11 protein-coding genes and 4 rRNA genes are annotated in these 19,243 nt (G+C 44.7%); 12 read left to right on the top strand and 3 right to left on the bottom strand.

Annotated elements, in window-relative coordinates; genetic code table 11:
* The first annotated feature begins 9 nt into the window (after positions 1–9).
* The 6 genes from dprA (at position 10) to ALT761_RS00140 (ending at position 4,605) form a co-directional block, all read left to right on the top strand.
* Positions 10–1,167: a DNA-processing protein DprA gene (dprA, locus tag ALT761_RS00115; RefSeq protein WP_129735601.1), complete on the top strand. Its 1,158-nt coding sequence runs from the start codon at positions 10–12 to the stop codon at positions 1,165–1,167.
* A gap of 1 nt (position 1,168) precedes the next feature.
* On the top strand, positions 1,169–1,645 hold the full coding sequence (locus ALT761_RS00120; protein ID WP_013782529.1) for a DUF494 family protein: 477 nt from the start codon (positions 1,169–1,171) through the stop codon (positions 1,643–1,645).
* Positions 1,646–1,675: 30 nt separating this feature from the next.
* On the top strand, positions 1,676–2,227 hold the full coding sequence (locus ALT761_RS00125) for a DNA topoisomerase family protein (RefSeq protein ID WP_129735602.1): 552 nt from the start codon (positions 1,676–1,678) through the stop codon (positions 2,225–2,227).
* Positions 2,228–2,248: 21 nt separating this feature from the next.
* Complete coding sequence (locus ALT761_RS00130; protein WP_129735603.1) at positions 2,249–2,824, top strand: Sua5/YciO/YrdC/YwlC family protein; 576 nt, start codon at positions 2,249–2,251, stop codon at positions 2,822–2,824.
* Positions 2,821–3,765, top strand: coding sequence for an oxygen-dependent coproporphyrinogen oxidase (gene hemF / locus ALT761_RS00135; protein WP_129735604.1), 945 nt, complete (start codon positions 2,821–2,823; stop codon positions 3,763–3,765). The genes ALT761_RS00130 and hemF overlap by 4 nt, the downstream gene beginning before the upstream one ends.
* 165 nt (positions 3,766–3,930) lie before the next feature.
* The gene (locus ALT761_RS00140; RefSeq protein ID WP_129735605.1) at positions 3,931–4,605 is read left to right on the top strand and encodes an OmpW family outer membrane protein; all 675 of its coding nucleotides are present in this window, start codon (positions 3,931–3,933) and stop codon (positions 4,603–4,605) included.
* Positions 4,606–4,706: 101 nt separating this feature from the next.
* Here the strand turns inward: ALT761_RS00140 and ALT761_RS00145 are convergent, their stop codons facing one another.
* Positions 4,707–5,138: a group II truncated hemoglobin gene (locus ALT761_RS00145; protein ID WP_129735606.1), complete on the bottom strand. Its 432-nt coding sequence runs from the start codon at positions 5,136–5,138 to the stop codon at positions 4,707–4,709.
* 28 nt (positions 5,139–5,166) lie between these two features.
* On the opposite strand from ALT761_RS00145, the gene aroE reads away from it, so the two are divergent.
* Positions 5,167–5,994 (top strand): shikimate dehydrogenase, encoded by an 828-nt coding sequence (gene aroE / locus ALT761_RS00150; protein WP_129740527.1) that lies wholly within the window; start codon positions 5,167–5,169, stop codon positions 5,992–5,994.
* A 27-nt stretch (positions 5,995–6,021) separates the two neighbouring features.
* Here the strand turns inward: aroE and ALT761_RS00155 are convergent, their stop codons facing one another.
* Complete coding sequence (locus ALT761_RS00155) at positions 6,022–6,558, bottom strand: gamma carbonic anhydrase family protein (protein WP_129735607.1); 537 nt, start codon at positions 6,556–6,558, stop codon at positions 6,022–6,024.
* A gap of 549 nt (positions 6,559–7,107) precedes the next feature.
* Between ALT761_RS00155 and ALT761_RS00160 the strand changes: the two genes are divergently transcribed.
* From ALT761_RS00160 to rrf, 3 genes are all read left to right on the top strand, one after another.
* A 16S ribosomal RNA gene (locus ALT761_RS00160) occupies positions 7,108–8,640 on the top strand.
* Between the two features lie 358 nt (positions 8,641–8,998).
* Positions 8,999–11,876 (top strand): 23S ribosomal RNA (locus ALT761_RS00165).
* A gap of 184 nt (positions 11,877–12,060) precedes the next feature.
* Positions 12,061–12,176, top strand: a 5S ribosomal RNA gene (gene rrf, locus ALT761_RS00170).
* The 16S, 23S and 5S rRNA genes sit together here, the layout of an rRNA operon.
* 667 nt (positions 12,177–12,843) lie before the next feature.
* On the opposite strand, the gene ALT761_RS00175 is transcribed toward rrf, so the two are convergent.
* Positions 12,844–15,756: a metallophosphoesterase gene (locus tag ALT761_RS00175; RefSeq protein WP_129735608.1), complete on the bottom strand. Its 2,913-nt coding sequence runs from the start codon at positions 15,754–15,756 to the stop codon at positions 12,844–12,846.
* 512 nt (positions 15,757–16,268) lie between these two features.
* Here ALT761_RS00175 and ALT761_RS00180 point away from each other — a divergent pair.
* Together ALT761_RS00180 and ALT761_RS00185 are read left to right on the top strand one after the other, a co-directional pair.
* Entirely contained in the window at positions 16,269–16,802 is a 534-nt protein-coding gene (locus ALT761_RS00180; protein WP_172602827.1) for a PH domain-containing protein, read from the top strand.
* 889 nt (positions 16,803–17,691) lie between these two features.
* Positions 17,692–19,224, top strand: a 16S ribosomal RNA gene (locus ALT761_RS00185).
* Positions 19,225–19,243 lie beyond the last annotated feature (19 nt).

The raw sequence follows: 19,243 nt of genomic DNA on the forward strand, positions 1-19,243 counted from the left end.
GGAGCGGCTATGACAACTTTCCAGCCACATGAAGCAAGCAGTAATGCTGTTAAAGCATTGGATAAAGCCCTAGGCAAAGAACAGATAGCATGGCTGACAATGGCTTCAGCAATAAATATCGCAACAGGGAAGTGGCTTAAGGCGCTTGAAGCAGAATCGCTTAGCGCACTAGCATTACTGGATGGTATTCATAAAACCGCTTTCACTTCGGGTGCTCTTCATACCCTTACACAAGCAATTTCTCCTAACTTACTTGAAAAAGCGATACGCTGGCATGCTTCACATGCAAAGCATCATATTGTCACCCTAGGGTGCACACACTACCCTGAGCGATTAAGGACCCTGCCAAATCCTCCGTTGGTGTTATTTGTTATAGGTAACATTAATACGTTAGTTATGCCTCAAATAGCGATTGTAGGGAGTAGACGGGCGAGTCATCAAGGTAAGCAAATTGCCACTGATTTTGCCGAAGCGTTAGCAAATAACGGCGTAGCAGTAACCAGCGGGTTAGCAGCAGGAATAGATTCAGCTGCGCACAAAGGTGGTTTGGTGTGCGAAGGCGGCACCCTTGCGGTAATGGGGACGGGGCCTGATATTGTGTACCCTCCTAAAAATGTATCACTACACCGGGACATCGTGAATGCAGGGGGCGCTTGTATTACCGAGTTCTTTCCAGGTGTATCTGCTAAGCCTTGGCATTTTCCCCGAAGAAACCGAATAATTGCTGCGATGTCGCTTGGAACCCTAGTTATAGAGGCAAAAATAAAGAGTGGCACCTTGATAACTGCGAATTTGGCCGCAGATATGGGGCGTGAAGTATTTGCAGTTCCTGGAAGTATCTTCCATGCTTACTCCGAAGGATGTCATTGGTTAATTCAGCAAGGCGCTAAGCTGGTAACCTGTGTTGATGACATTTTCGATGAAATTGTAGTGTCGACTGGTGAGAGAGAATGCCAGAACGAAGCGTTAAGTAAAAAAAGTGAAGTGAATAACTTGGCAACCGATAAATTATTAGATAGTGTGGATTACGACATCACCGCTATTGATGTTATAGCGCAGCGCTGTACCTCTCCTGTTAATGAGGTTATGGCATCATTATTAGAATATGAGTTGCGTGGTTTAGTAGCCGCTGTCCCTGGTGGCTACATTAAATTGAGGGGAAAATAATATGTTCGATATCCTCATGTACCTGTTTGAAAACTTCATTCACAGTGAAACTGAAATTCGAGTCGATCAAGACGAGCTTACCGAGGAGTTGGTACGCGCGGGTTTCCATCATGATGAAATCTACAAAGCATTAGCGTGGCTTGAAAAGCTAGCGGCTTTGCAAGAAACAGATATTAAGCCTTATTTTTGTAAAGGGATTAGTACCAGCCTCAGTCGTATTTATACGCATGAAGAGCAGATGCGATTAGACGTAGAGTGCCGTGGCTTCTTGTTATTTTTAGAGCAAGTGGGCGTGGTAGATGCGTCAACGCGAGAAATGGTAATAGACAGAGTAATGGAAATAGATTCTTCTGAATTCTGTTTAGAAGACCTAAAGTGGGTAGTGCTAATGGTACTGTTCAATGTGCCAGGTAAAGAAAAAGCCTACGCACAAATGGAAGATTTATTATTTGATGAACCTGACGGCGTGTTGCACTAATGTGCTTCATGTCGTGCTAGTTGCTGGTTTATGTCGAAAATTGATCATTCACTTTTCTCTGCGCACGAACATGCCTTAGAAGACGCTTTCGGTGATTGTCCCGATTGCGGTAAACCACTGCATATAAAAAATAGCAAATCAGGCCCTTTTATTGGCTGCACCGGTTACCCAGATTGCCACTTCAGCAAGCCATTACACGATAAGCAAACCACCTTATTAAAACTACTGGATGGAGTTACCTGCCCAGAGTGTGATTCTACCTTGGCTATTAAGAAAGGGCGTTTTGGTATGTTTATAGGCTGTACCAATTTTCCTGAATGCCACTATATCTCGCCAATTAAACAGCAAGAAGACACCCACGTTACTTGCCCTAAGTGTAAAAAAGGACAACTTGCGTCCCGCACCAATAAATACGGTAAGCAGTTTTTTGCGTGTGACCATTATCCCCAGTGTCGTTATGTGCTAAATTTCACGCCAGTAAATGAAGCATGCCCCGATTGTGGCTGGGCCGTTCTGATAAAAAAGAAAGGCCAAATTTGTTGCCCTCAGCCAGGGTGTGGCTTCAAAAAAGACGATAAATAACACCTACAGAGAAAAGCACTAATGAGTATCCCGACCAAGGGGCAAGTAGACACTAGCGACCCCATTGTATCCGCGTTTAAAAATGGTGACTTATTGGTTTACCCTACTGAAGCGGTTATGGGCATAGGCTGTGACCCAGACAACGAAGCGAGTGTGTTAGCGCTCTTAGCATTGAAGCAGCGCCCCATCGAAAAAGGGGTAATTTTGATTGCCGCTAACTATTCTCAGCTATTACCTTATATAAATGATGAAGCCATACTTCAGCACAGACGTACTGAAATTGTGTCCAGTTGGCCTGGGCCAAATACTTGGCTGCTACCCAAGTCGGCGTCGACGCCACAGTGGTTAACTGGCAAGCATGAAAAAATAGCGGTTCGAGTAAGCAACCATCCAGTGGTTAAAGCTTTATGTGAAAAGCTAGAAAAGCCACTTGTATCTACAAGTGCCAACCTAACTGGCCAACAACCCGCAATCACCCAGCAGGACGCAATCAATATATTTGGTGATAGTGTTTTCTATATTGATGGAGAAGTAGGTGGCCACGCTAAACCCAGTACCATCCGTGACGGCGATACCGGAGAGATAATAAGATCATGATTGACCCCCAAAACGTAAATCAACAGTTAGACGGTAAAGACGCCGGTGAAGTAATAGAACAAGTAAAAGCATACTTACTATCATTGCAGGACAACATTTGCCAAACCTTAGAACTTGCCGACGGCAAAGGACAGTTTAAAGAAGACTCTTGGATTCGCGAGGAAGGCGGTGGCGGGCGTTCACGGGTTATTAAAAACGGCGCAGTAATAGAGCAAGGTGGGGTTAACTTTTCTCATGTATTTGGAAGTCAGATGCCGGCGTCTGCCACGGCTAACCGCCCAGAACTTGCGGGTAGAAACTTTCAGGCCATGGGGGTCTCGTTGGTTATTCACCCACACAACCCCTATATTCCGACGTCTCATGCAAATGTACGCTTTTTTATTGCCGAAAAAGAAGGTGAAGCGCCTATTTGGTGGTTTGGCGGTGGGTTTGATTTAACCCCGTTTTACCCCTTTAAAGACGACGTAGTGCATTGGCACAATACCGCAAAGAAATTGTGTGCTCCCTTTGGTGAAGACGTGTATGGGAAATATAAGACGTGGTGTGATGACTACTTCTTCTTAAAGCATCGTAATGAAACACGTGGGGTAGGCGGTTTATTCTTTGACGATTTAAATGATTGGGGGTTTGAAACTTCATTCAACTTTATGCAGGCAGTGGGTAATGGTTTTGTTGATGCTTACGTACCTATCGTAGAAAAGCGAAAAAGCACCTCATACGGTGAAAGAGAGCGTGACTTTCAGCTCTATCGACGTGGTCGCTATGTAGAATTCAACTTGGTATTCGATAGAGGCACTTTGTTTGGGTTACAAACTGGTGGTAGAACCGAATCAATTTTAATGTCTATGCCACCACTTGCGCGATGGGAGTATTGCTATACTCCAGCTCCAGGTAGCGCGGAAGCAAAGCTAACTGACTGGCTTCAGCCTACAAACTGGTAATATTTTGCACCATGGGTTCTTCCTGTGGTGCCATTCCCTTGATCCACATCAAATTCCCTCATTACCAAGGTATGTAGCTAGATTGCACCTTGCGCTGGATCAAATTATTTTCTTTTTAAACGTTTACAGTGTCGTCATTATCATTAAACACATGAGAGACACACAATGCGTACACACACACTTTCAGCCATATGTATTTCTTTAGCGCTTGCCGCTCCTTTTGCTTCAGCTCATGAAAAGGGTGATTGGATAGTTCGTGGTGGATTAACAACCGTTGCGCCCGACGAATCAACCTCTAACATCATTGCAGGTGGTAGCGATTTAGGTGTAGCACTGACTATCGATAACGATACCCAGTTAGGATTAAACGTTGCTTATTTCATCACCGACAATATTAATGTTGAATTGTTGGCCGCAACGCCGTTTACTCACGATGTGAATTTTTCAGTCAACGATCCACTAGGAACAGGCAATACATTGGGAGAAGTCACGCACTTACCCCCAACTGTTACTGTTAACTACTACTTCAACGATGCTAATGCTGCTTTTCAACCTTATATTGGTGCAGGTTTAAACTATACCTTTATCTTTGATGAGTCATTTACGGATGCAAATAAAGAAGCAGGCCTTGAAGATTTGTCTTTAGATAATTCTGTAGGTATTTCTGCACAAGTGGGAATGGACTATCAAATAGATAAAGAGTGGCATGTTAATGCGTCAGTACGTTACATCGATATTAATACCGAAGCGTCATTTACCGTAGGTGGTGCAGAAGGTAGCGTAAACGACATTGATATTGACCCTTGGGTTTATACATTGTCTGTAGGCTATACATTCTAAGATTCATCTAATGAGGTAAGTTACGTTTATATAAGTGGCCTCTTAAGCTTGGATAACCTTGAATCTTAATCTGAAGCGTTCCGTATCTCACGGAGCGCTTTTTATTTAGTATTAATCATATGCGTGGCAAGTTGATCTAGCGCGTTAAGAAGTTGCTGCGCCAACGGAAGGTCATCAACCGTCTCGTGCATGGCTTTTCGCATACAGTACATCCACTGGTCTTTTAATTCTGGTGTAGCACTAAAAGAAAGATGTCGTGAACGTAGCCGTGGGTGACCATATTGCTGCTGATAGGTATCAGGCCCGCCTAACCATAAACTTAAATAAAGAAAAAACACTTCTCTGATTCTATCTGTTGGCTGAGGATGAATAGCGTAAAGCTCTTTTGCAATAGGATCATCACGCATAATGTCATAAAAACGGTTTGCCAAAAGGCGTACCTTATCCTCTCCACCTATTCGGTAATATGGTGTAGTCTCTGACACAGCAGGTTTTTCCTTTCGTATCGATTTAAAGAAGTTAGACATTCCCATGACAGACAGCCTTATTAATAACAATTCAATGAAAAAGTTTGCCGTTTTCGGTAACCCTATAGTTCAGAGTCTATCACCAACTATTCATCAAATGTTCGCTAAGCAATGCGGCGAGCAAATTAGTTACGAAAAAATCCTCGCCCCAGAAGATGGTTTTACGCCTGCAGCGAACACATTCTTATCGCAACCTGGCGCGGTAGGCTGCAATGTCACTATGCCTTTCAAACAAGATGCCTTTGCGCTTGCCAGTGTAGACGACCAAGCTGCGTTAGATGCAAAAGCGGTTAATACATTAATGAAGCGTAGCGATGGCACCGTTGCAGGTTTTAATACCGATGGCGTAGGGTTAGTTAATGACTTACTTAATCATGGTGTACAACTGCAAGGTAAACGCGTGCTATTAATAGGTGCAGGTGGAGCGGCAAGAGGCGTAATAGCACCGCTTATTGCTTCAGGTATTGCATCGCTACATCTTACTAATAGGACAAACGCGAAAGCTGAAACAGTAGCAAGTGAAACGGGTGGAGGTAAGGTGAAGGTAGTAGGTATAGAAGACTGCGATAAAGTAGCTCCACATATCATTATTAACTCAACCGCAGCGAGCTTAAGCGAAACTCTGCCTTTTGATATGAGCGCAACGTTATTTAAAGAATGCGAAACAGCGTATGACATGGTTTATCGCGCAGATCCGACTTACTTTATGCAACAAGCATTATCGTTAGGTGCGTTACAGGTACTTGATGGTTTAGGTATGCTGGTGGAACAGGCTGCCGCGTCATTTACAATATGGACAGGCTACAAACCAAAGACCAGTGCGGTAATTGATGTATTACGTAGCCAGTTAAAGGCAAAGTAATCGAGAATGGTATAAGCAAGCAGGCTGTTAAGCCTGCTCCTCTCTATATTCATCTTTTAATTTTACGTAGTTCAACGCTGACTGTTTTAGGAAGGCTGTCTCGCTTTCCTTTAATGGGCGTTTCTTCACAGCTGGGTTCCCAACATAAAGGTAACCACTTTCGAGTCGCTTATTTGGTGGTATTAAAGCACCAGCTCCAATAAAGACATCATCCTCTACAATAACACCGTCCATTACGATGGCGCCCATTCCTACCAAGATACGATTTCTAAGCACACAGCCATGAAGCATACATTTATGCCCTACGGTAACGTCATCGCCAATAATAAGGGGGAAACCATTAGGGTTAGAAACGGATTTACGAGAAACATGCAACACACTGCCATCCTGAATATTACTTCGTGCTCCAATTGCAATGTGATTTACGTCACCTCGGGCAGCGACTAAAGGCCAGATACTTGCGTCTTCGCCTAAGGTAACGTCGCCAACAATAACAGCTGACTCATCTATATAGCAGCGTTCGCCGAGTGTGGGAGAAGTTGTTTGATAGTTTCTGATTGTCAAAACTGCACCTTTATATATAAATTCATCTGTTGAAAACGCATTAAAACAGAGAATAGGGGTGAAGAACCAATCTTATTCAACCATTGCCTAAGTAAAAATAGGCAGTGAGACTAATAGGAAATCAGTGAAAATCCGAATTTATGTGTGATTTATAAGCTGTGTGGTTGGTATTTTAAGCACTTAAACGAAATGTGACACTTTTTTGAAATCAGAGGTTGACGCAGGCTCAGAAATCTCTAGAATGCGCATCCGCTTCGACAGGAAAGTGAAACAACTTACACTGACAAAGCAAGTCACTACTTACCTTTAAGGTCAAGTGTGACGGGGTTTTAAAGAAAACGCTTCAGAAAATAAATTTTCAAAAAGTGTTGACACTGAAAACTTCAAGCGTATAATACGCACCTCGCTCAAACAGAGTGAGTCACCAAAAAGCAACGGCTTACGGTGAGGTTACGTTAAGTAACCATGTTCTTTAACAATTTAGACAAGACAATCTGTGTGGGCACTCATTAAGAGTGTCACACAACGACGATTCATATTCGATATATTTAATTGAAGAGTTTGATCATGGCTCAGATTGAACGCTGGCGGCAGGCCTAACACATGCAAGTCGAACGGAAACATATCTAGCTTGCTAGATGATGTCGAGTGGCGGACGGGTGAGTAATGCTTGGGAACTTGCCTTTGCGAGGGGGATAACAGTTGGAAACGACTGCTAATACCGCATAATGTCTTCGGACCAAACGGGGCTTAGGCTCCGGCGCAAAGAGAGGCCCAAGTGAGATTAGCTAGTTGGTGAGGTAAAGGCTCACCAAGGCAACGATCTCTAGCTGTTCTGAGAGGAAGATCAGCCACACTGGGACTGAGACACGGCCCAGACTCCTACGGGAGGCAGCAGTGGGGAATATTGCACAATGGGGGAAACCCTGATGCAGCCATGCCGCGTGTGTGAAGAAGGCCTTCGGGTTGTAAAGCACTTTCAGTTGTGAGGAAAAGTTAGTAGTTAATACCTGCTAGCCGTGACGTTAACAACAGAAGAAGCACCGGCTAACTCCGTGCCAGCAGCCGCGGTAATACGGAGGGTGCGAGCGTTAATCGGAATTACTGGGCGTAAAGCGCACGCAGGCGGTTTGTTAAGCTAGATGTGAAAGCCCCGGGCTCAACCTGGGACGGTCATTTAGAACTGGCAGACTAGAGTCTTGGAGAGGGGAGTGGAATTCCAGGTGTAGCGGTGAAATGCGTAGATATCTGGAGGAACATCAGTGGCGAAGGCGACTCCCTGGCCAAAGACTGACGCTCATGTGCGAAAGTGTGGGTAGCGAACAGGATTAGATACCCTGGTAGTCCACACCGTAAACGCTGTCTACTAGCTGTTTGTGACTTTAAGTCGTGAGTAGCGAAGCTAACGCGATAAGTAGACCGCCTGGGGAGTACGGCCGCAAGGTTAAAACTCAAATGAATTGACGGGGGCCCGCACAAGCGGTGGAGCATGTGGTTTAATTCGATGCAACGCGAAGAACCTTACCTACACTTGACATGTTGAGAAGTTACCAGAGATGGTTTCGTGCCTTCGGGAACTCAAACACAGGTGCTGCATGGCTGTCGTCAGCTCGTGTCGTGAGATGTTGGGTTAAGTCCCGCAACGAGCGCAACCCTTGTCCTTAGTTGCCAGCATTCAGTTGGGCACTCTAAGGAGACTGCCGGTGACAAACCGGAGGAAGGTGGGGACGACGTCAAGTCATCATGGCCCTTACGTGTAGGGCTACACACGTGCTACAATGGCATATACAGAGGGATGCGAGACAGTGATGTGGAGCGGACCCCTTAAAGTATGTCGTAGTCCGGATTGGAGTCTGCAACTCGACTCCATGAAGTCGGAATCGCTAGTAATCGCAGGTCAGAATACTGCGGTGAATACGTTCCCGGGCCTTGTACACACCGCCCGTCACACCATGGGAGTGGGATGCAAAAGAAGTAGTTAGTTTAACCTTCGGGAGAACGATTACCACTTTGTGTTTCATGACTGGGGTGAAGTCGTAACAAGGTAACCCTAGGGGAACCTGGGGTTGGATCACCTCCTTACCAAAATGTCGATGGTGACATTGTTAGTGTAGTGCCTACACAAATTGTCTTGTTTAATAGTTTAAAGATGTGCCTTAGAGCGCTTAATTTTGATTGTGAAATCAAACTTAAGTGCTTTCTTTGAAAGCATTATGTTCTTTAACAATTTGGAAAGCTGATATTTAATTAGTAAATCAATCAAAATTTGAGTAATTGAGAAGTCGAAAGACGTACTTACTACTCTACTTGACTTGAATTGCTTGTTATCAATCTTTATTTGATAGCAAGGCAATTTCACGATTAGCTTGTCATGCATACAACACTACCCATACTCGGATTCAAAAGGCGAGTATGACTGCAAGGTCTTTTGGGGTTGTATGGTTAAGTGACTAAGCGTATACGGTGGATGCCTTGGCAGTTAGAGGCGATGAAGGACGTGTAAGTCTGCGAAAAGCTGTGGTGAGCCGACAAAATGCATTTGAGCCACAGATGTCCGAATGGGGAAACCCACCTATTTATAGGTATCGTTGTATGAATATATAGTACAACGAGGCGAACGAGGGGAACTGAAACATCTAAGTACCCTTAGGAAAAGAAATCAACCGAGATTCCCCTAGTAGCGGCGAGCGAACGGGGATTAGCCCTTAAGCAATTATGAACGTAGTGGAAGCCTCTGGGAAGTGGCGCGATACAAGGTGATAGCCCTGTACACGAAGTGTTTGTTTTTGTGAAATCGAGTAGGTCGGGACACGTGTTATCTTGACTGAATATGGGGGGACCATCCTCCAAGGCTAAATACTCCTAACTGACCGATAGTGAACCAGTACCGTGAGGGAAAGGCGAAAAGAACCCCTGTGAGGGGAGTGAAATAGAACCTGAAACCGTATACGTACAAGCAGTGGGAGCAGACTTGTTCTGTGACTGCGTACCTTTTGTATAATGGGTCAGCGACTTATATTTAGTAGCAAGGTTAAGCGAATAGCGGAGCCGTAGCGAAAGCGAGTGTTAACTGCGCGTTTAGTTGCTAGGTATAGACCCGAAACCCGGTGATCTAGCCATGGGCAGGTTGAAGGTTGAGTAACATCAACTGGAGGACCGAACCCACTAACGTTGAAAAGTTAGGGGATGACTTGTGGCTGGGGGTGAAAGGCCAATCAAACCGGGAGATAGCTGGTTCTCCCCGAAATCTATTTAGGTAGAGCCTCGGACGAATTCCATTGGGGGTAGAGCACTGTTAAGGCTAGGGGGTCATCCCGACTTACCAACCCTTTGCAAACTCCGAATACCAATGAGAACTATCCGGGAGACACACGGCGGGTGCTAACGTCCGTCGTGAAGAGGGAAACAACCCAGACCGCCAGCTAAGGTCCCAAAATATTGCTAAGTGGGAAACGATGTGGGAAGGCATAGACAGCTAGGAGGTTGGCTTAGAAGCAGCCACCCTTTAAAGAAAGCGTAATAGCTCACTAGTCGAGTCGGCCTGCGCGGAAGATGTAACGGGGCTAAGCAATATACCGAAGCTGCGGATACGTGTTTACACGTATGGTAGGGGAGCGTTGTGTAAGTGGATGAAGGTGGATTGAGAAGTCTGCTGGACATATCACAAGTGCGAATGCTGACATGAGTAACGATAATGGGAGTGAAAAACTCCCACGCCGGAAGACCAAGGTTTCCTGTCCCATGCTAATCAGGGCAGGGTAAGTCGGCCCCTAAGGCGAGGCAGAAATGCGTAGTCGATGGGAAACGGATTAATATTTCCGTACTTATATAATCAGTGATGGAGGGACGGAGAAGGCTAAGCAAGCTTGGCGTTGGTTGTCCAAGTGAAAGCAAGTAGGCCGAGAATTTAGGTAAATCCGGATTCTTAAAGCTGAGATGCGAGACGAGCTACTACGGTAGTGAAGTTGTTGATGCCCTGCTTCCAGGAAAAGCTTCTAAACTTATGATTATATGAACCGTACCCCAAACCGACACAGGTGGTCAGGTAGAGAATACTAAGGCGCTTGAGAGAACTCGGGTGAAGGAACTCGGCAAAATTGTACCGTAACTTCGGGAGAAGGTACGCCCTTGTTTGTGATAGGACTTGCTCCTTGAGCAGATGAGGGCCGCAGTGACCAGGTGGCTGGGACTGTTTATTAAAAACACAGCACTCTGCTAACTCGCAAGAGGACGTATAGGGTGTGACACCTGCCCGGTGCCGGAAGGTTAATTGATGGGGTTATCTTCGGAGAAGCTCTTGATCGAAGCCCCGGTAAACGGCGGCCGTAACTATAACGGTCCTAAGGTAGCGAAATTCCTTGTCGGGTAAGTTCCGACCTGCACGAATGGTGTAACCATGGCCACGCTGTCTCCACCCGAGACTCAGTGAAATTGAAATCGCAGTGAAGATGCTGTGTACCCGCACCTAGACGGAAAGACCCCGTGAACCTTTACTACAGCTTGGCACTGAACATTGAACCTACATGTGTAGGATAGGTGGGAGGCTTCGAAGCACAGTCGCTAGATTGTGTGGAGCCGTCCTTGAAATACCACCCTTGTATGTTTGATGTTCTAACATTGGTCCCTTATCGGGATTATGGACAGTGTCTGGTGGGTAGTTTGACTGGGGCGGTCTCCTCCCAAATAGTAACGGAGGAGCACGAAGGTTAGCTAATCACGGTCGGACATCGTGAGGTTAGTGCAATGGCATAAGCTAGCTTAACTGCGAGACAGACACGTCGAGCAGGTACGAAAGTAGGTCATAGTGATCCGGTGGTTCTGTATGGAAGGGCCATCGCTCAACGGATAAAAGGTACTCCGGGGATAACAGGCTGATACCGCCCAAGAGTTCATATCGACGGCGGTGTTTGGCACCTCGATGTCGGCTCATCACATCCTGGGGCTGAAGTCGGTCCCAAGGGTATGGCTGTTCGCCATTTAAAGTGGTACGCGAGCTGGGTTTAGAACGTCGTGAGACAGTTCGGTCCCTATCTGGTGTGGGCGTTGGATGATTGATGGGAGCTGCTCCTAGTACGAGAGGACCGGAGTGGACGAACCGCTGGTGTTCGGGTTGTCATGCCAATGGCATTGCCCGGTAGCTACGTTCGGAACGGATAACCGCTGAAAGCATCTAAGCGGGAAGCCGGCCCAAAGATGAGTCATCCCTGACTTTTAAAGTCCGGAAGGGTTGTTATAGACGATGACGTTGATAGGCAGGATGTGGAAGCGTTGTAAGGCGTTAAGCTAACCTGTACTAATTGCCCGAGAGGCTTAACCATACAACGCCCAAGAGGCTTTATATCTTGAGTGTTGTAAGACAAAGCTAATAGCAACTAGAGTAGTAGTACTCAGTGCTCAAAGATTGATTACGTGAATATCAGAATTCCTAAATTGTTAATTATTAAAGTAATATGGACTGAATAAGTCGGTATTACGCAAACAAACGTTTGCAAAAAGTTTATGCTTGGCAGCCATAGCGATACGGTACCACCTGATCCCATTCCGAACTCAGAAGTGAAACGTATTAGCGGCGATGGTAGTGTGGGGTTTCCCCATGTGAGAGTAGCACACTGCCAAGCTCCCATTCGAAGAAAGGGCTATCCTAACGGATAGCCCTTTTTTTATGCGTGATTGAAAGTGAAACGTATTAGCGCATACTAGGTCCCATTCGAAGAAATTGCTTCACAACGATTGCTTCACAACGAAAACTAGCCTATCGCATAGCCCTTTTTTTATGCCTGTAAAAAGTCAAACTTAGTGTTACACCTTTAAATCAAAGCACGTCAATCACAAGGTTACTAAGCTCTCTCTAAGAAAGCGGTAAAAGGCTCTCGTTGCTTGACTATAAAAAGCAAAGTACTGGGAAGATCTTAATAAAAGAAGATCTACTGATCATAATATCAGGGCAAGAAAACGCCATCATATACACTGTATAAATTCGCAAACCAGAATAAATTACTTATAAGTCTATTAAACGACTAATTGATATTGCTCTATATGATAATAATGCAGTGTTAATAGCTTACAGATTGAGGTATTGAACCGCGGTAAATCAGAACTGACTTCCTTACAGCAAGAAACGTAATACAAACGCTATCGGCCAGAACCAACGTTATTTTATCAATATGTTGAACGACATTACCCTGAACATCGCAATAAAAAAGCCTATCATGATGATAGGCTTTTGTGGTTTCGCGATGAGAGCGCAGTTGCGCACGCTTTATCTAAATTGGCTTATGCCTAATCTTATTTTTCGATGACTGCGAACTTACCATCGGTGTGCACAAATCCCCAAATAGTGTTGCTATCTTTCACATAACCCCAGTAGCGTTGTTGGCAATTAGCCACTTGGTAACCACCTTCTGGGTGCTGATCGGTCAGTCTGTAATAGGTTGAATAGTGGTCAGAGTAACCGCTTTCGACGTAACACTCATCAGCAAAAGCCGGTACCCATGACTGTGTTGCTTCGTCATAGCGACCAACGGTTAAATCAGTCAAGACATACCCTTCAGGAGCGGTCATTACTAGCGTCATGGCGTCAGCAAAATCTAGACTATCCGCTAAATAGCGACCATTCCAGTTGGCGTCATTACCACTCGGATTACCATTGACTAGGTCTGGATTCAATGATGCTTCAATATCGGTACCTTTCACAAATTTTCCATCACGTGTTGTGTGAGTTGGATTATTCACTTCTTCACCGTTTTGGTTAACATAGGTTAGTGATGCAGACTCTCCTTCAGCTAAAACACCAGTATCTACGTCGATAATTGGCGCAATTAAATCGCCATATTGGTTGAAGTGCGAACCTTCTTGGGTTTGATTTCCACTAAGGTATAACACATCAGATAAGGTGGTAGCGTTGTTATCCACAAACCAACTCATGGAAAATAACTCACGTAGACGTTCCACTTCCCCCACAGTAGCGGCATATGAGCTATTATAGGTAAGGTTATAGCCATCGATAATGGTTGCTTGCGATCCTATGTAACCCTCATCCGCTGGCGTTTCGGAATGGGCATAATAGTTTTGGTCGGGCGCAACCACTCTAATGGTTGCATCTGTGGTACGGGTGTTTTCATCTAACACTTGCCACTCAACTTCGTTACAAGTTTGGGTCGTGACCGCACCCTCTACCATATAGTCGCCTGAGTATGTACACCACGCATTTGTATCGTAATCATAGTGAGCGCCCAAGTTCATATCCACTTCAGTCAGTGTATGATCAGCGTAGTAAGCTTTGCTAGTAATCTGACGACCGTTAACTTCAACAACTACAAATGAAATACCATTTCCTAAATCAGACGTAATACTTGCGTACTTGGTCCCTTCGCTGTTGGTTAAATCTCCCCCAGTGATGGAGTCATAAAAGTTGTTAATGAACAACCCCGTTTCATGCTCATCATGCATACCGTATAAATCTTCGTAAGCTTTCCATGATGCATTGCCACCGATGATTTGTGTGAAGCCATTAGCGGTATCTTTGTCATCGGAGGTAGGGTGAATTAAGCTACGTGAGTACTGATGATCATGCCCTGCAATATAGGTAACTTGATAACTATTGAACAAGTTTAATATGTCAGCAGCTAGGCCAGGCTCAGCTTCATCTTGCAACTGTAAATAGCCCAATTGGCCGATATCGTAGCCATTTAAACTTGGTTCTTCTAGCTCTTCGTATGCACTAGTTGCAGTTTCTAGAGCATTACTATAAAACGCAATTTCTTCAGCTGATGCATTATTTTCAATGGCATCGTCTAACGTTGCTTGCGCTGCATCTTTAGCTTCTTGTAAAGCAATTCTTTCAGCTACATATGCATCGTAAATTTCAACTTGATAGGTTTGAGGACGCTTCTTAGTTGATAGCGGCTCATGTCCAAACGCCACAACATGATCTACGTCTTCGGCATTAGCGATAATAATTTCTTTCAACCAGTCTCTTAAAATTGTCCATGTTCCTCTGTATGCGCTGCTATATAGCTCTGCAAAATAGAAATCTAAAGCAATAAACATGGTTTTATCTTCAATGAAATAATAAACCAAGTCTTCTGCACCAGGAAAACCTATGGCTTTACCATTATCTAAATGTTCGCGAACTAATGCACCTGTATATGCTTGATACAATTTATAGCCCTGGTCAAAGTCAACCTGCTCATAACCTTCATAAGGGTTAATATCGTTAAAAACATTGTTGACTGACTGACGTTCCCATTCTTGTTCGTTGGTAAACCATGCTGGCCAGTTTCTCCCATTAACAATTTCGTGATTGCCTCGCGCAGGAAATACACCGATCCCTGCATCGGTTAATGGGCCGGCAACTTTCTCCATCCACTGTACATAGTCAGACTCCGCACGGTATTCAGTGATATCACCTGTTGCCAAAACTAAATCAACATCTAGCTCTATCATTTTATCAGTTACGGCTTCAACTAAAGGTAAAGGGAGAACTTTCCAGTCAGGGCCAAAATCTTTGCGATCTTCAGGTGCAATTACAATAGGCTCGCCGGCACTATCTACTTCAATATAAGGGTGGAATGGGTCTTCAACGTTAACTAAGTAGCTAACACCATCTTCATCCCAATCGTTGGCTTTAACCGCGTCATTTTGACTTTCAGTGCCGGCATCGTAAAAACCATCACCGTTGTAGTCTACGCCTACGTATTCTTTGATGGACAAGGTGTTACCGTCTTTATCAACGTCCACGTACAACGACATATTGTCATCATCTCGACCTTGGGTATCTGGAAAAATAGCAAAACGTAAGATTTTATCTGAATCTTCGAAGAGAATGTTTGCCCCAGAGGTGGCATTACTACCTAGAACCGGCGCTTGTGCTGTTAAAGCATCTAGGGTTGCCTGAAGGGCTTCGATTTCGGCTTGTAACCTAGCAATATCTTCAATTGTGGTAGCATTGTTGGATGCTTCTTGTAAGGCTACCAACTCTGCAGTCATTGCATCAATCTGTGCTTGCATTGCAACAATAGTGGCGTTCAATGTAGCAACTTCTGATCCATTTGAAGTATCTATGTTGTCGAGTTCGCTTTGTAACTGTTCAACTTGCGCTTGCAGTGCACTCACTTCGGCGTCGTTGTCGTCACCAATACTACAAGCGCTAAGTACGCCTACAGCGACTAACGTTAGCGTAAAATATTTCAACTTCATGGCTGTTCCCTCATTAATAAAAATAATTTCAAAGCTAATATCGCGTTTCAAATTGGCGATATTAATCAAGTTTCACTGCCTATAAGACGGCGTTAAAATTAATAAGGGGACAGGTTTTTTTATATATTTTCCCGAGGCTAATTTGTCATTAAGTTGTCACAATAAAGCCTTATTGAAACGCTCAGGTGTAGTGGTAATGCTGAGTGTTATTCATTGTGACTAACAAGTTTGCACTGACTGGTTTTATGTAGATTTGAAAGTGAATTTCACGGTGTCATTGGTATCGCAAAACGAAGTGTTAGGATTTCCTTGTATTCCGACTATATAAGTACGAGCGGATATGGATATGAAAAAATGACCCTTTGGATAAGCTGATGGATGGAATATTGGAGGCAGAGCCAAATTAAACCAGTAATATCATGTTTCACTTCGATACAGACAATACCTACAAATACCATTATGGTAATGGCAACAAACTCAAATTAGATATAGTGATAAGAAGAGAGAAAAGGATGTCTGAGAAAATTGTATTAGAAGCAACCTTCAATCCGTCAGTCAAAACCTATTGGTTGGTAAGCTTGTTATTATTTTCAACGCTTATAGTCATTGGCATTCCATTACTTGTTTTATCCATTCCGATATTTTATCTAATCAGCAGTAAAATGATTGCTGCAATGTCCGCAATCATCACCGAACGAAAACTTATAGTAAAAAAAGGTATTTTCAACAAGGAAGAGAAAACAATTCCGCTTGAGAAGATAACAGATGTAGCTATGACCCAAGGCCCGTTAATGCGCATGTTTAATTTATACAGGTTGTCTTTTGAGACTGCAGGACAATCAGCTCAGGGCGCACTTGTTTCGCTTATAGGAATTGAAGATGCTATCAATTTTAGAGAAACCATTTTAAGCCAAAAAGATAAGGCTGTTCAGGGAAATAGATATACAGCAGAACTCGAGACAAATACTAAAGACGACTTCGCCTTACTACTGCAAAGTACACAGCGGATAGAAGCATTATTAGAGAAGCTGGTTAATTCAAAGTAAAAATTACTGTAATGAGAAGAGGTAGTAACAGGCTTTAAGTACTAATACCCTCTTAGTCAGACAATCTTCCGCTCGTACTCTAGATGATAATTTATCTCTATTAAGTCACCCGCCAAATCATGTGTCTTCGTTGTCGACACTAAACTGTGCTGGTGAAATATTGCCAAGCAAGATAATAGAGTAGATAAATTACACCTGACTAATGACCATTACTTACAAATGGCAGCAATTCAAGATCGCAGCTACAAGTGCCTAGTAAGCTAGCAAAGTCAAACTGAAGTTATAAACACAGTAAGTACAGTGGCTGTCTTAGCGATTACTTGTGGGTAATGGCGTACATAGCATACATAGGGTGAACCAAGTCCATACAATTGATTATGAGCTACGACGGTTTATGACGACATAGAGAAGTGAGTAGTGTGCTGCTAACAATATATGTGTGGTTAGCAATACAGTAAGAAAGCGTAATCAGCCTTAAACCTGTGTAAAAGAGGGCGAATAGCTCGTTTGGAAAACTTTATAAAATTATTTTAAGAAAAGTGTTGATCCAAAAGCTGATTCGCGTAGAATGCGCGCCTCGCTTCAAGGAGTTGGCAACAATAACAAGAAGCGGTTTTCATTAGCTCTACGGAGTTAACAACGGTTCGAAAAGAAATTTACGAAAAACGTTGACACTGAAAACAAGAAGCGTATTATACGCCTCCCGCTTCGAGAGAAGCGAAGCAAGAAAGACGCTAGCAACTATATGTAGCCTGAGTCCTCCTTGCGCAGAAGTCACGACAAAAAAGCGTCATGATTCTGCACCATGTTCTTTAACAATTTAGACAAGACAATCTGTGTGGGCACTCATTAAGAGTGTCACACAACGACGATTCATATTCGATATATTTAATTGAAGAGTTTGATCATGGCTCAGATTGAACGCTGGCGGCAGGCCTAACACATGCAAGTCGAACGGAAACATGTCTAGCTTGCTAGATGATGTCGAGTGGCGGACGGGTGAGTAATGCTTGGGAACTTGCCTTTGCGAGGGGGATAACAGTTGGAAACGACTGCTAATACCGCATAATGTCTCCGGACCAAACGGGGCTTAGGCTCCGGCGCAAAGAGAGGCCCAAGTGAGATTAGCTAGTTGGTGAGGTAAAGGCTCACCAAGGCAACGATCTCTAGCTGTTCTGAGAGGAAGATCAGCCACACTGGGACTGAGACACGGCCCAGACTCCTACGGGAGGCAGCAGTGGGGAATATTGCACAATGGGGGAAACCCTGATGCAGCCATGCCGCGTGTGTGAAGAAGGCCTTCGGGTTGTAAAGCACTTTCAGTTGTGAGGAAAAGTTAGTAGTTAATACCTGCTAGCCGTGACGTTAACAACAGAAGAAGCACCGGCTAACTCCGTGCCAGCAGCCGCGGTAATACGGAGGGTGCGAGCGTTAATCGGAATTACTGGGCGTAAAGCGCACGCAGGCGGTTTGTTAAGCTAGATGTGAAAGCCCCGGGCTCAACCTGGGACGGTCATTTAGAACTGGCAGACTAGAGTCTTGGAGAGGGGAGTGGAATTCCAGGTGTAGCGGTGAAATGCGTAGATATCTGGAGGAACATCAGTGGCGAAGGCGACTCCCTGGCCAAAGACTGACGCTCATGTGCGAAAGTGTGGGTAGCGAACAGGATTAGATACCCTGGTAGTCCACACCGTAAACGCTGTCTACTAGCTGTTTGTGGCTTTAAGCCGTGAGTAGCGAAGCTAACGCGATAAGTAGACCGCCTGGGGAGTACGGCCGCAAGGTTAAAACTCAAATGAATTGACGGGGGCCCGCACAAGCGGTGGAGCATGTGGTTTAATTCGATGCAACGCGAAGAACCTTACCTACACTTGACATGTTGAGAAGTTACCAGAGATGGTTTCGTGCCTTCGGGAACTCAAACACAGGTGCTGCATGGCTGTCGTCAGCTCGTGTCGTGAGATGTTGGGTTAAGTCCCGCAACGAGCGCAACCCTTGTCCTTAGTTGCCAGCATTCAGTTGGGCACTCTAAGGAGACTGCCGGTGACAAACCGGAGGAAGGTGGGGACGACGTCAAGTCATCATGGCCCTTACGTGTAGGGCTACACACGTGCTACAATGGCATATACAGAGGGATGCGAGACAGTGATGTGGAGCGGACCCCTTAAAGTATGTCGTAGTCCGGATTGGAGTCTGCAACTCGACTCCATGAAGTCGGAATCGCTAGTAATCGCAGGTCAGAATACTGCGGTGAATACGTTCCCGGGCCTTGTACACACCGCCCGTCACACCATGGGAGTGGGATGCAAAAGAAGTAGTTAGTTTAACCTTCGGGAGAACGATTACCACTTTGTGTTTCATGACTGGGGTGAAGTCGTAACAAGGTAACCCTAGGGGAACCTGGGGTTGGATCACCTCCTTACCAAAATGTCGATGGTGAC

Source organism: Alteromonas sp. 76-1, from assembly GCF_900654235.1.
In the GTDB taxonomy this organism is placed as follows: domain Bacteria; phylum Pseudomonadota; class Gammaproteobacteria; order Enterobacterales; family Alteromonadaceae; genus Alteromonas; species Alteromonas naphthalenivorans.

What these genes read in the sequence shown, in the direction of transcription:
- ALT761_RS00175 (WP_129735608.1), bottom strand. Translation starts at nt 15,756, where the DNA reads ATGAAGTTGAAATATTTTACGCTAACGTTAGTCGCTGTAGGCGTACTT.
- hemF (WP_129735604.1), top strand. Translation starts at nt 2,821, where the DNA reads ATGATTGACCCCCAAAACGTAAATCAACAGTTAGACGGTAAAGACGCC.
- ALT761_RS00125 (WP_129735602.1), top strand. Translation starts at nt 1,676, where the DNA reads ATGTCGAAAATTGATCATTCACTTTTCTCTGCGCACGAACATGCCTTA.
- ALT761_RS00145 (WP_129735606.1), bottom strand. Translation starts at nt 5,138, where the DNA reads ATGGGAATGTCTAACTTCTTTAAATCGATACGAAAGGAAAAACCTGCT.
- aroE (WP_129740527.1), top strand. Translation starts at nt 5,167, where the DNA reads ATGAAAAAGTTTGCCGTTTTCGGTAACCCTATAGTTCAGAGTCTATCA.
- dprA (WP_129735601.1), top strand. Translation starts at nt 10, where the DNA reads ATGACAACTTTCCAGCCACATGAAGCAAGCAGTAATGCTGTTAAAGCA.
- ALT761_RS00120 (WP_013782529.1), top strand. Translation starts at nt 1,169, where the DNA reads ATGTTCGATATCCTCATGTACCTGTTTGAAAACTTCATTCACAGTGAA.
- ALT761_RS00140 (WP_129735605.1), top strand. Translation starts at nt 3,931, where the DNA reads ATGCGTACACACACACTTTCAGCCATATGTATTTCTTTAGCGCTTGCC.
- ALT761_RS00180 (WP_172602827.1), top strand. Translation starts at nt 16,269, where the DNA reads ATGTCTGAGAAAATTGTATTAGAAGCAACCTTCAATCCGTCAGTCAAA.
- ALT761_RS00130 (WP_129735603.1), top strand. Translation starts at nt 2,249, where the DNA reads ATGAGTATCCCGACCAAGGGGCAAGTAGACACTAGCGACCCCATTGTA.